Source organism: Lelliottia sp. RD5 (assembly GCF_056032945.1).
The window spans coordinates 164042-176648 of the sequence record NZ_JBVYHQ010000005.1 but is presented as its reverse complement, the minus strand read 5'-3'; the positions used below and the strand labels follow the sequence as shown (position 1 = coordinate 176648).

General features: G+C 53.7%; 15 protein-coding genes. 6 read left to right on the top strand and 9 right to left on the bottom strand.

Annotated elements, in window-relative coordinates; all coding sequences use genetic code 11:
* Window positions 1–94: 94 nt before the first annotated feature.
* Entirely contained in the window at window positions 95–715 is a 621-nt protein-coding gene (gene fklB / locus AC0LWE_RS16535) for an FKBP-type peptidyl-prolyl cis-trans isomerase (RefSeq protein ID WP_012015790.1), read from the bottom strand.
* A gap of 253 nt (window positions 716–968) precedes the next feature.
* Here fklB and AC0LWE_RS16530 point away from each other — a divergent pair, with 253 nt between their 5' ends.
* Complete coding sequence (locus AC0LWE_RS16530; RefSeq protein ID WP_219347132.1) at window positions 969–1601, top strand: OapA family protein; 633 nt, start codon at window positions 969–971, stop codon at window positions 1599–1601.
* A 39-nt stretch (window positions 1602–1640) separates the two neighbouring features.
* Here the strand turns inward: AC0LWE_RS16530 and AC0LWE_RS16525 are convergent, their stop codons facing one another.
* From AC0LWE_RS16525 to rpsF, 5 genes are all read right to left on the bottom strand, one after another.
* Window positions 1641–2579: a DMT family transporter gene (locus AC0LWE_RS16525; RefSeq protein WP_219347133.1), complete on the bottom strand. Its 939-nt coding sequence runs from the start codon at window positions 2577–2579 to the stop codon at window positions 1641–1643.
* A 152-nt stretch (window positions 2580–2731) separates the two neighbouring features.
* Window positions 2732–3181 carry a 50S ribosomal protein L9 gene (gene rplI / locus AC0LWE_RS16520; RefSeq protein WP_059179941.1) on the bottom strand — a complete coding sequence of 150 codons (450 nt, stop codon included), beginning with the start codon at window positions 3179–3181 and terminating at the stop codon, window positions 2732–2734.
* A gap of 41 nt (window positions 3182–3222) precedes the next feature.
* Window positions 3223–3450 (bottom strand): 30S ribosomal protein S18, encoded by a 228-nt coding sequence (gene rpsR, locus AC0LWE_RS16515; protein WP_000135199.1) that lies wholly within the window; start codon window positions 3448–3450, stop codon window positions 3223–3225.
* A 4-nt stretch (window positions 3451–3454) separates the two neighbouring features.
* Window positions 3455–3769 (bottom strand): primosomal replication protein N, encoded by a 315-nt coding sequence (gene priB / locus AC0LWE_RS16510; RefSeq protein ID WP_006178996.1) that lies wholly within the window; start codon window positions 3767–3769, stop codon window positions 3455–3457.
* A 6-nt stretch (window positions 3770–3775) separates the two neighbouring features.
* Window positions 3776–4171 (bottom strand): 30S ribosomal protein S6, encoded by a 396-nt coding sequence (gene rpsF, locus AC0LWE_RS16505; RefSeq protein ID WP_011915632.1) that lies wholly within the window; start codon window positions 4169–4171, stop codon window positions 3776–3778.
* A 342-nt stretch (window positions 4172–4513) separates the two neighbouring features.
* On the opposite strand from rpsF, the gene yjfY reads away from it, so the two are divergent.
* Window positions 4514–4789 (top strand): DUF1471 family protein YjfY, encoded by a 276-nt coding sequence (yjfY, locus tag AC0LWE_RS16500; protein ID WP_219347134.1) that lies wholly within the window; start codon window positions 4514–4516, stop codon window positions 4787–4789.
* Window positions 4790–4897: 108 nt separating this feature from the next.
* Here yjfY and yjfP read toward each other — a convergent pair whose 3' ends face one another.
* Entirely contained in the window at window positions 4898–5623 is a 726-nt protein-coding gene (gene yjfP / locus AC0LWE_RS16495; RefSeq protein WP_219347135.1) for an esterase, read from the bottom strand.
* Window positions 5624–5762: 139 nt separating this feature from the next.
* On the opposite strand from yjfP, the gene bsmA reads away from it, so the two are divergent.
* From bsmA to AC0LWE_RS16480, 3 genes are all read left to right on the top strand, one after another.
* Complete coding sequence (gene bsmA / locus AC0LWE_RS16490; RefSeq protein ID WP_072241921.1) at window positions 5763–6092, top strand: biofilm peroxide resistance protein BsmA; 330 nt, start codon at window positions 5763–5765, stop codon at window positions 6090–6092.
* A gap of 136 nt (window positions 6093–6228) precedes the next feature.
* Window positions 6229–6516, top strand: a complete 288-nt coding sequence (yjfN, locus tag AC0LWE_RS16485) for a DUF1471 family protease activator YjfN (protein WP_059179937.1) — start codon at window positions 6229–6231, stop codon at window positions 6514–6516.
* A 171-nt stretch (window positions 6517–6687) separates the two neighbouring features.
* Complete coding sequence (locus tag AC0LWE_RS16480) at window positions 6688–8619, top strand: methyl-accepting chemotaxis protein (RefSeq protein WP_202668044.1); 1932 nt, start codon at window positions 6688–6690, stop codon at window positions 8617–8619.
* On the opposite strand, the gene AC0LWE_RS16475 is transcribed toward AC0LWE_RS16480, so the two are convergent.
* Window positions 8616–10238, bottom strand: a complete 1623-nt coding sequence (locus AC0LWE_RS16475; protein ID WP_219347136.1) for an isovaleryl-CoA dehydrogenase — start codon at window positions 10236–10238, stop codon at window positions 8616–8618. The genes AC0LWE_RS16480 and AC0LWE_RS16475 overlap by 4 nt on opposite strands.
* Before the next feature lie 192 nt (window positions 10239–10430).
* Between AC0LWE_RS16475 and AC0LWE_RS16470 the strand changes: the two genes are divergently transcribed.
* Window positions 10431–11720, top strand: coding sequence for an MFS transporter (locus tag AC0LWE_RS16470; protein ID WP_059179934.1), 1290 nt, complete (start codon window positions 10431–10433; stop codon window positions 11718–11720).
* Between the two features lie 89 nt (window positions 11721–11809).
* Here AC0LWE_RS16470 and rlmB read toward each other — a convergent pair whose 3' ends face one another.
* On the bottom strand, window positions 11810–12544 hold the full coding sequence (rlmB, locus tag AC0LWE_RS16465) for a 23S rRNA (guanosine(2251)-2'-O)-methyltransferase RlmB (RefSeq protein WP_011915624.1): 735 nt from the start codon (window positions 12542–12544) through the stop codon (window positions 11810–11812).
* Window positions 12545–12607: the final 63 nt, after the last annotated feature.

The following is a 12607-nucleotide window of genomic DNA, read 5'->3' as shown; positions in this document are numbered from 1 at the left end:
GTGTGCATATGCAAAATAAAATGTTGATATCGCTGTAACTTTAGGTTTTATCACGCATTTCCTCTCCCAAAGCGGGAGAGGAAATGCACGTCGATTACAGGATTTCCAGCAACTCGACTTCAAATACCAGGGTGCTGAATGGTGGGATAGAAGCACCCGCGCCACGCTCACCGTATGCCAGGTTTTGTGGGATCGTCAGTTCCCATTTAGAGCCAACCGGCATCAGGGTCAGCGCTTCGATCCAGCCAGGAATCACGCCGTTAACCGGGAATTCAGCCGGTTCGCCACGCGCAACGGAGCTATCGAACACGGTACCGTCGATCAGTTTACCGGTGTAATGCACGCGAACGTGGTTGGTGCGAGCCGGGATTGCGCCTTCGCCCTGAGTGATCACGCGGAACTGCAGGCCAGATTCGGTGATGTTCACGCCTTCGCGCTCACGGTTTTCTTCGAGATATTTCACGCCGTCAGCAGCCATTTCTTCAAAACGCTCGCGACGAACGGCATCAGCACGCTCGTGGATTTCACGCAGTGCGCGATGAACAACGTCGACTGGCACTGCCGGCTGTTTGCCTTCCAGCGCGTCAGCGATACCCGCCACCAGCGCTTCAGGTAACAGTCCTTCCAGGCCGGATTCGCTCAACTGCTGTCCTACCTGCAAACCGATACCGTAGCTTGCCTGCGCTTCGATAGTGTCAAAAGTCGGGGTGGTCATGGGGGGTTTCCTTCCATCACATTTAAAGTAGCGGGCAGCATAGCAGCCACGCCCTTACGGGTAAAACTTTGTCTTAAGTTAAGATGACAAACCGCCGCGAAACAGAAACAATAGGGCTTACCAGGATTTTTCCCAAACGTGGGACAGTGAAGGCGGCTTTGCTACGCCATTCAGGCAGTTAGCGAACTATACTTCTGAGACAGGATATCGACCCGTGGATGACGGGTAAAAGACGCGGAGCAGGAGGAGAGCCATGCCCGGGCGATTTGAACTGAAACCTACCCTGGCGAAAATCTGGCATGCGCCAGATAATTTTCGCATCATGGACCCGCTGCCGAACCTCCATCGCAGAGGCATCATCATTGCCGCCCTGCTGGTGGTGGTAGGCTTCCTGCTTCCTTCTGGCGATGACAGCGATACCGTACCAGCGAGTCGCAACGCGCAGCTGGATATCCAGTCGCAATCACAACCACAACGCGATCAGCAGCCCATGCAGACACAGCTGGTGACGCCGTCAAACGATCCCGGCCAAGTTGCGCCGGTAGAGCCTGAACCAATCCAGGACGAACAGCCTCAGGAACAAGCATCCGCACCACAGGCCCAGCAACCTTCGGGTATCGAACAGCAATGGCGTTCGTATCGCGTTGAGCCTGGGAAAACAATGGCGCAGCTGTTCCGCGACCACAATTTGCCACCGACTGATGTCTATTCCATGGCGCAGGTAGAAGGTGCAGGGAAACCGCTCAGCAATTTGCAAAGCGGTCAGATGGTGCAGATTCGCCAGAATGCCAGCGGCGTGGTGACGGGTCTGACAATTGATACCGGAAATGGCGAACAGGTGTTGTTCACTCGCCAGACTGACGGCAGTTTTATCCGCGCGAAATAATTCTCCGCCCGGTGACGTGACGTTCACCGGGCAGACTTTTTAGACTGTTTTTTTACTGACCTTATTCACCCACCAAATCCCTGAACACACCAGTACCAGCGCGATGGCATATTTGATGTCCAGAATGTTTTCGCCCAGGAAAATAGCGGACAGCACCGTCCCGGCCACCGGTACGACAAAGTTGAATGGGGCGATCATACTGACGCGGTTAACTTTCAACAGCACACTCCACAACGCAAAAGCGACTGACGATAACAGCGTCAGGTAACCCAAAATCGCAACGGCTTCAATGCTGTGCACTTCCAGCGTTCCGCCCGTCGAGTAGCCGCCCACAACCAGCACCAGTCCGCCAATCGCCAGTTGCCAGCCGGTCATCACGGTCGGATCGACCGTTTGAGAGATACGTTTCCCGTACAACGTGGCGGCAGAGAGGATAAAGGCGGCCAGAATCACAAAGCCATCGCCGTTCCAGACAAAGCTAAAATCCATCAATCCACTGTTGAAGTTCACCAGCATCACGCCCGCAAACCCCAGAATACAGCCAATGGTTTTGTTATAGCTGAGCTTGTCGTTTTGGTAGATAAAGTGTGCCAGCAGGACGCTGAAAAAAGTCCCGGTGGCGTTCATGATTGAACCTTTCACGCCCGTGGTATATGCAAGACCAATATAAAAGAACGTGTACTGAATCGTGGTTTGCGTCAACCCCAGCAGGGACAGTTGCCCAAATTGCCGCGGCGTGAGTCTGGCGATGGGTTTACGCTGGGCGAGCGCAAAAATCAGCAACAACAGACCAGCAAAGAGAAAACGATACCCTGCGAATACCACTTTCGACGGGATATCGTCGATGGCTATCTGGAAGAGTTCATACCCGCTTTTTATTGCCGGATAAGAGCTACCCCACAGCAGACAACATAGCGTCGCGCAAGCATAAGCAACATTTTTACGGGCAAAAACGGGCACAGGCGGAGCGGAGTTCATGGCGCATCTCAAAAATAAAATGACGTTTCAATTCATTATCAGAGATTGCGGCAGCAATTACTACCCTATAGGGAGAGTTGTGAGAGGTGGGGTGAGACAAAAAGCAAAACGCCGGCACAAGGCCGGCGTTTTTACGCTAACTCAGTAATAAATTACTCAGCTACAACGTTTACTACCAGTTTAGCGAACACTTCGCTGTGAACCTGGAAGTCCACTTCGTGCTCACCAGTGGTACGCAGAACGCCGTTCGGCATGCGAACTTCGCTCTTAGCCACTTCAACGCCAGCTGCAGTTACAGCATCAGCGATGTCGCGAGTACCGATAGAACCGAACAGTTTACCTTCGTCGCCAGATTTAGACGCGATAGTAACGGTGCCCAGTGCGTTGATTGCTTCAGCGCGAGCGTTAGCAGCCGCCAGAACGTCAGCCAGTTTGGCTTCCAGTTCAGCACGACGTGCTTCGAAAAACTCTACGTTTTTCTTAGTAGCAGGAACAGCTTTACCCTGTGGAACCAGGAAGTTACGAGCGTAGCCCGCTTTAACGTTAACCTGATCACCCAGGCTGCCCAGGTTTGCTACTTTATCAAGCAGAATAACTTGCATTACCTTATCCTCTTAAAGTCGTATTAATGGACTGTGCCCGATTACTGATGACGATCAGTGTACGGCAGCAGAGACAGGTAGCGAGCGCGTTTGATAGCGCGAGCCAGCTGACGCTGATATTTTGCACGAGTACCGGTGATACGGCTTGGGACAATCTTACCGCTTTCGGTGATGTAGTTTTTCAGCGTTGCGATATCTTTATAGTCGATCTCTTGAACGCCTTCCGCGGTGAAACGGCAGAACTTGCGACGACGGAAATAACGTGCCATATGGCTAGTCTCCAGAATCTATCAAATCAATCTGCTCGGCATGCAGAACCATTTTGCTCAGACCGTTCTTTGCCTTGTGGCAAGAAATGAACCCCTGAACGGTTACTGCGCTACCGACCGTTATACTGTGAGTAATGGCCTGGTTTTCGTGTCCGCTAATAATAACGGGCATTTGGCACCACGCCTGCCGGTGAAACCCGGCTTCCTCTTGCACAGAACGATGCTCAAGCACGAACTGGCAATGAGGAATTCCTGATGGGCTGACCTTACGAAGGGGGGTCCTGCACACGGTACCGGACAACACCAGACGGTTGGTCATCAGAAATTACTCTTCAGAATCCCCAGCATCAGAATCATCTGCGGTTTCGTTTGCGAAATCATCGCGACGCTCACGGCGCTCGTCTTTCGCTTTAACCATCGGAGATGCTTCAGTAACTGCGTTTTTAGTACGCATTACCATGCTGCGGATAACGGCGTCGTTAAAGCGGAAGTTAGTTTCCAGCTCATCGATCGCTTCCTGCGGAGCTTCAACGTTCAGCAGAACGTAGTGCGCTTTGTGCAGTTTGTTGATCGGATAAGCCAGCTGACGGCGACCCCAGTCTTCCAGACGGTGGATCGTGCCTTCTGCTGCAGTGATTGCACCAGTGTAGCGTTCGATCATACCCGGAACCTGTTCGCTCTGGTCAGGATGGACCATAAAAACGATTTCGTAATGACGCATCGAATTGCTCCTTACGGATTATTCAGCCTCCTGTCTGGGTCAGCCGAGGCCCATGGAGGCAAGGAACGTTGTTAAAGGTCGGCTGAAAAATTGACGCGCCATTCTAATTGCGAAGCCCCATAAACTCAAGCTGATTGCACAATTAATTCGCACAAAGCGTAAAGCCAGTCTAAGTGGATGATTTAAAATTAATCACATCTGAAAGCGCCATTTTTTTGAACAACAGCATCAGAAATGGTCGCGATTTCCCGCCAGATAAGCGATTACACTTTAATCAGACCCCATCCAGACACGACAGGAGAGGCAAAACCGCAAACAGCATGTTGTCGTGGAGTACAGATCATGAAAAACATCGCAATAGTCATTTTGGCTGCGCTTGTGCTGAGTACAAGCGCGATGGCAGCCATCAAAGTAGACAGCCAACAGGCTAAAAATATGGATGATGTGCACAGCTTAGGCGTGATTTACATTAATCATAATTTCGCCACTGAAAGTGAAGCAGATCAGGCGCTTAATGAAGAGACCGACGCACAGGGTGCGGCGTATTACCATGTAGTTTTAACACGCGAACCCGGTAGCAACGGCAATATGCATGCAAGCGCAGATATCTACCGATAAGACTTAACGTTAGCACCAGGAAAGCCAAAAACGAGAACATAGTCCTAGTTTGACTTGCCCCCTGCCCGGGGGCTTTTTTTTTGCGCCCATGGCGTTAAACCTGTGCTTTTAAAGATGCTTTTGGAAGAACGCAACCGTGGCATCCAGCGACGTGGGTGTGATGCGATGCTTAACACCCGCTTCCCACAAACACGTTAGATTTTTATCCAGCCCATCGCGAATCAAGGCTTGCTGCAAACGGAACGTCTCACCCGCAGGCACGACGTCATCCGCTTCACCATGCCAGAGCAGCAGTGGGCGATCGGCCAGACGCGGCAGAGCATGCGTGACCTCCCAGTCAGCGAGTAGAGAAACCATCGCGTCAACATCACCCGTCGGCGGAAAAAGTGTGTGAGCAAGCGTGGTGAAAAAGCCCGATCCCATCAGGCTCGCGACGCATTTCACTTCCGGGTAACGCGTCATGATGCCCAACGCAGTCATGCCGCCCATTGATGCTCCGGCAACGGCCAGTCGGTCATCAGCGACCCACCCCGCCTGATACACCGCATCACGTAATCCGCTGAACTCCAGCAGATTGCCGTGAAGAATGGGCCAGAACTGGCCCAATCGCGTCTGTTCATCACCTGAATATCGCGCGCCATGATCGGGAGCATCAGGCATCACGACCCGAAAGCCTGCCTGCGCCAATGCCACGGCAAAATAGCTGTACACCAGTTTTGATGACGTAAAGCCATGATAAAAAATAACAACCGGCAACGGCTGCTCACGCATTCCCGCCGGAAAAGCGTGTAGAATTTCGTGTTCGCCAAGCCGCTGCGTTGTAAGTTCAATCATGGTCGATCCTCTTGTCTGATGGGTGATTCATAATGTTGAGAACTGGATTACGCTTTCACGACATTTTCATTCGAAATTTACGTCACAGATAACAGTTTGGGAACATTCCCCCAAAAGGAAATTCGCAGACATCTACACTATGACTATCAGGAAACGAGATATGGTTATGCGCAGGTTCGCTGCTTTATTGCTGGTGTCGCTATTAATGGGCTGTAGCGCGTTGCAAGGCACACCGCAACCCGCTCCCGCGGCTACCGATCATCCTCAGGAAATTCGCCGTAATCAGACCGAAGGATTACAACGACTGGGTACCGTCAGTGCGTTAGTTCGCGGTTCACCGGCGGATGCAGAGGATGAAATAAAAGCCAAAGCTGTCGCTGCGAAAGCAGATTATTACGTCATCATTATGATTGATGAAACAATCATAACGGGACAGTGGTACTCACAAGCCATTTTGTACCGCAAATAACTGTCAGCATTTAAACGACATTTACACTGCTTTGCGTCCATAGACGTTTTCCTGTCCACAATAAACTCCATGCCTGTGACATAGGAAGTGAGTTTATTTGCGAAGGATTGCCCGGCGGATACCGGAGACATGTGAAATGGAGCTGACAATGAAACGATCTCTTGCTTTGACCTCACTGCTGCTCTCAGCGGGACTGATGAGCACCACCGCGCAGTCAGCGGAATTTGCCAGTGCGGATTGCGTCACAGGCTTAAACGAAATGGGTCTGATCTCCGTGACTAACATTTCAGGGAGCCCGCAAGATGTTGAACGTGTAATTGCCTTAAAAGCGGATGAGCAAGGTGCTTCCTGGTATCGCATCGTCCAGATGCAGGAGGACCGACATGCCGACCAGTGGCGAGTGCAAGCGATTCTCTACACCTGAAGCCCGTCCATAAAAGCCACTTAATATTAGTGGCTTTTCTATTTCTACAAATCGTTTACCCTGACTGTTGCTCATTCATCACATCAATGTAACATTTTGTTACATAAGTTTGGTAAATGTTATCCCCGCTCTGCCGTTGAACTGCCATACCTTTTCGACAATGAGCAATTTATGATCAATTTTTTCCGCCGTTCTGGTTTGGGCACCAAGCTTTCGCTGCTTACCGGTACGAGCGTTGCTACGCTCTTCCTGTTATTCACCTTTCTCCTGAGTCAAAAAGCCAGCCAACAGCTCGAAGCCCTTGCGGTGGAAGATCTGCATAATCAGTCCACGGGCGTGGTGGATATGGTCCAGATGTTCAACACCAGCCTCAGCGAAGAAGTCGAGAGCTACACCAAACTATTTGGCACATTTCTGCCCCAGCCGCTGAGCAGCGATGCCAGTCAAATGCGTACCATTAACGGGCAAAATGCACCTTTGCTGAAAGGGGGTGACACCGAACTCCACGAAAACAATGCCTTCTCTGATGATTTCCTGAATCGTACCGGTGCGATTTCAACTCTGTTTGTCCGCAGCGGTAATGACTTTATTCGTGTAGCGACGTCGCTGCGTAAAGAAAACGGCGAGCGCGCCATCGGCACCGTGCTGGATAATTCCAGCGCCGCGTTTAGCTCCGTGACCAAAGGCGAAGTTTATCGCGGTCTGGCTTTGCTGTTTGGCAAGCGCTACATCACCCAGTATCAGCCGGTTAAAGATGCGAGCGGCCAAGTCATTGCGATCGTTTTTGTCGGGGTCGATATCACGAATTCCTGGAACGTGATGCGTGAAAAGATCCTGAATCGCCGCCTCGGCGACAGCGGTCATTTCTATGTGTTAGATCGCGGCAACGGCAAAACGCGCGGGCAGTATCTGTTCCACTCTAGCGAAGAAGGAAAATTGCCGAAGTGGGATAACGAAATTCAGCAACAGCTTCTGAGCGGAAAATCCGGCACCCTGGAACGTCAAAGCGACGATGGGCGTACCCTTAAAATGGCGTATACCCCGTTGCCAGGCTGGAACTGGACGATCATTGGTGAAGTGGATAAATCCGTGTTGCTGGCCAACGTCAACGCCTTGCGCGACCGTTTCCTGCTGGCGGGAATCGTACTATCTGCGCTGTTTGCCGCACTGTTCGTTGTGATTATCCGTCGCTGGTTAACCCGTCCACTGCGCGACGTCATCGATTTGGCTCGTCAATACGCCGCGGGCGATCTTCGGGCGGAGCTGCCCGTCACCCGTCAGGATGAAGTCGGCCAGTTGATTGGCGCGATTAACGGCATTGGCGCTGGATTGCAGCAGATCGTTCAGCAGGTTCGTGAAGCGGCAGGTGAAATCCATCAGGGGACTAACGCGCTGGCTTCCGATACCGGTGAAATCTCTGAGCAAATAAATAAGCAGGCGAGTAGCGTTGAAGAAACGTCGGCGAGTATGGAACAACTTGCCGCAACTGTGCAGCAAAATGCGGCGAACATGGAACAAACGCAGCAGCTGGTAGGCGAGACCTCACGCGCCGTGCATCACGGTGGCGAAACCGTCGGAAACGCGGTCGCCACCATGGATGATATTCGCGACGCATCGAAACGTATTGAAGACATCACACGCGTGATCGAATCGATTGCGTTTCAGACCAATATTCTGGCGCTGAACGCCGCGGTGGAAGCCGCGCGTGCGGGTGAGCACGGCAAAGGTTTTGCCGTTGTCGCCCAGGAAGTGCGTGCGCTGGCCGCCCGCAGTGCCAATGCGGTGAAAGAAATCGAGCAGTTGATTGGCGACACGCTGAAAAAAGTGAGCGAAGGCCACCAGCTTTCCGAACAAACCCAGCATGCGATGGAGTCGATCATTGTGCATATCGATAACATCAACCAGCTGGTAACCGAGATTAACCACGCGTCGCATGAGCAATCTGCGGGCATCCATCAGGTCAACCTGGCGATGACCCACATTGGCGAAGCGTCGCATATCAACGCCGATCGCGTTTCACGCAGCGAGCAAACTGCACAAACGCTGCGTGAGAAGGGATCGCACCTGGCTGAAGTGGTCAGCATTTTCCGCTTAAAACACTAAACCACCCGTCCCGTGGCGCGCAGCAGCAGGTCATTTTTGACCTGCTCGCTGAGCACCAGACTGCCACGGGCATCCAGCATCATGCGGCACCACGCCTGCGCTACCGGTGGCGATGCGTGCCGTAGCATTTGTGCGCCTGCGCCCAGCAAAAATATCTGCTGGGTGATCTCCCGCCCCTGGGACTCCTGAGGCTTACGTAGCTTTTGCAGCAGTTGTCGCCAGCTGCGATCAAAATGTCGGTCTTGCCCTTTTACCTGGGCAAAATCCTCCTGTAATACGTCGAGAATGGCAGGCTGCTTCGCCAGGACGCGCAAAACATCCAGGCACATAATGTTGCCCGACCCTTCCCAGATGCTGTTCACCGGCATTTCACGGTAAAGACGCGGCAATTCACTCTCTTCGCAATAGCCTGCGCCGCCCAGCACTTCCATCGCCTCCGCCACAAAGGGGATCCCCGCTTTGCAGACGCTGAATTTCGCGGCGGGTGTAAAGAGCCGCGCCCAGGCTATTTCCTTCTGATCCTCGCGCTGATCCCAGGCACGCGCAAGACGGAACAGCAGCGCGGTTTGCCCTTCGAGCTGCAACGCCATGCGGCTCAGTACTTCGCGCATCAGCGGCTGATCGACCAGATTTTTGCCAAACGTCTGGCGCTGGTGGGCGTGGTACAGCGCAACAGAGAGCGCACGGCGCATCAGCCCGTGGCTACCCAGCGCGCAGTCAAAGCGCGTCAGGCCCCCCATTTTGAGGATCTGGCGTACGCCTTCGCCCTCTTCCCCTACAATCCAACCGGAAGCGTCCATAAACTCCGCTTCGCTGCTGGCGTTTGAGCGATTGCCGAGCTTATCTTTCAGGCGCTCCAGCCGAACAGCGTTGCGCTGCCCGTCAGGCAATATGCGCGGGACGAAAAAGCATGAAAGCCCTCCTTTCGCCTGCGCCAGCACCAGATGCGCATCGCTTTGAGGCACTGAGTAAAACCATTTATGCCCCACCAGCCGATAGCTGCCGTCGCTGCATTTTTCGGCGCGCGTGGTGTTGCTCAGTACATCTGAGCCGCCCTGTTTTTCGGTCATTCCCATCCCGATCAGGAGTCCGCGTTTTTGCCCGCCAGGCGCGATATGCGGATCGTAACGATCGCTCATCAGCGGCGTCAGCCAGTCGTGAAAAGGTTTAGGGAGGGATTGCTGTAACAACGGCGTCGCGGCAAACGTCATGGTGACTGGGCAAAGCGTTCCGGCTTCCACTTGGGCATGGAGAATGAACCGTGCCGCGCGCGCGACAAACGATCCCTTGCGAGCCTGATCTTCCCACGCCAGGTTATGGACCCGATTCGCACACAGTCCCTGCATGAGCAGATGCCACGCCGGATGAAAACGTACATCGTCCAGCCGCTCACCCGCGGCGTTGTAGCGTAAAAGTTCAGGGGGATTTGCATTGGCGAGCCTGCCAAGCTCCAGCGATTCCGCTGTACCTAGCTGCTGGCCGATGCTGGCGAGCAGCTCCATGTCCCACTCCGCCCCCTCTCGGATGACGGCGTCACGTAGCGCGCAATCGGAAAGAAACAGATTACTGTTGGAAAGGGGTAACGGCTGATTAAAAACGGTATGAGTCTGCCAGTGCATGGTGCGTCCCTCCTTCAATGGCAATGAAGGTCATTATGGACAACCTGCGCGAAGGCTGCATGGGAGTCGGGTCACAAGGCAGCGATCTTGCTGAGATCATTCGTGAAACAGGTCACACAATATAAGAATAAACTATTTCACTCCGGCGATTCTGTTGAATAATTTATTCTCACCTTCCAGAAGAGAATCATTATGCAATCTTCCCAACGTGCGCCGGATGCGCATAAGCGCGCTTTAATTGCAGGCTCTATTGGTAACTTTATCGAATGGTATGAGTTTGCGGTGTATGGCTTTATGGCCACCGTTATTGCGAAAAATTTCTTCCAGCTTGAAGGTGAAGCGGGAACAACCGGCCTGATTCTCACCTACGCTTCGTTTGCGATTGCGTTTTTCTTCCGACCGTTGGGCGCGGTGGTGTTCGGGCGAATAGGTGACCGTATTGGGCGTAAGCCGACGTTGATCATTGTGCTGGTGCTGATGACCCTCGCGACGGCGGCGATTGGTGTCGTGCCGGTCTACGCCAGTATTGGCATTGCCGCCCCGCTGATTATCACCGGTCTGCGCATTTTACAGGGGCTGTTTGCGGGCGGTGAATACGGCGGCGCGGTGTCGCTAATGACCGAATTCGCTCCACGCGGCAAACGCGGGCTTTACGGTGCGTGGCAGTCCTTTACCGTGGCACTGGGTCTACTAGCCGGTGCGGGGATCGTGGCGCTGCTTTCCGCCGTCCTCACGCCCGAAGCGCTGCACGACTGGGGCTGGCGCATTCCGTTCTTCCTCGCGCTGCCGATGGGCGTGGTCGCCCTGTGGCTGCGGGTGAGCATGGAAGAGACGCCAAGCTTTGTAAAACAGCAGGAAAAACCGGTCGTTGCGAAGGCGCAGACTGCGGAAACGCTCAAAGCGATCGTGATGGGGATAGGGCGCGTGATGGTGTGGTCGGCTGCGGGCTATACCTATCTGGTCATCATGCCCACCTATTTACAGTCGGCGCTGCATACTGGCTTTAACCAGGCGCTGCTGATTGCCGTGATCTCGAATGTCGGATTTGCGCTGACCATTATTCCATCGGGGATATTGAGCGACAAAATCGGTCGGCGCACGGTGATGCTCATCGCCACTGGGCTATTACTGATTCTGGCGCTGCCGCTGCTCAAAGTGTTGCAGGCAGAATCCAGCACGCTGGCCATTAAAGCCATTGTGGTTCTGATTGCTGGCGGTTTGGTGGGGATGCTGGCAGGGCCAGGGCCTGCAATGCTCTCGGAGATGTTCCCGACGCGCGTGCGTTACACAGGGCTTGGACTGGCGTATTCGCTTTCGAACGCGATTTTCTCAGGCTGTGCGGGCTTAATCATTACAGGCTTGATCAAACAGACGGGTAATCTCGATATTCCGGCGTACTACGTGATGGCGACGGCGGTGGTCAGCATGGCGGCGCTGATGACGCTCAATAAAGATGACCATCTGCGGTCGTTAGAGGAGTAAGGTTGCCGCCGTCTGGGGCCCTCACTCCTGCGCTTTCCCACTGGGAAAGAGAGAAAACAGTAAGGCCGTCCACAGGACGGCCTTACTGTTTATTTCGTGCGCTGACGAACCGCTTCAAACAGGCAAATACCTGTCGCAACGGAGACGTTCAGAGACGACACGCTCCCCGCCATCGGGATGCTAATCAGCTCATCGCAATGCTCGCGAGTCAGACGACGCATACCTTCGCCTTCTGCACCCATCACCAGCGCCAGACGGCCGGTCATTTTACTCTGATAAACGGTATGATCGGCTTCACCCGCCGTACCAACGATCCAGATATTCTCTTCCTGCAGCTGACGCATGGTACGCGCCAGATTGGTCACGCGGATCAACGGAACGTTTTCCGCTGCGCCACAGGCCACTTTCTTCGCCGTCGCATTCAGCTGTGCCGCACGATCTCGTGGAACGATCACCGCATGCACACCTGCTGCATCAGCACTACGCAGACACGCGCCGAGGTTGTGCGGATCGGTCACGCCGTCGAGGATCAGGAAGAACGGGTTATCCAACTGGGCAATCAAATCCGGCAGATCGTTTTCCTGGTACTGACGACCCGGTTTCGCACGGGCAATGATCCCCTGGTGTACCGCGCCTTCACTTTTCTCGTCGAGGAACTGACGGCTGGCCAGCTGAATCACTACGCCCTGAGCTTCAAGCGCATGGATCAGCGGGAGCAGACGTTTGTCCTCACGGCCTTTCAGAATAAACACTTCCTGAAAACGCTCTGGAGCGCGCTCCAGCAGGGCCTGCACCGCGTGGATGCCGTAAATCATTTCACTCATTAATGGACTCGTCTTTCACTCTGTTAACGGATTCCCCTCACCCCGGCCCTCTCCCACAGGAAG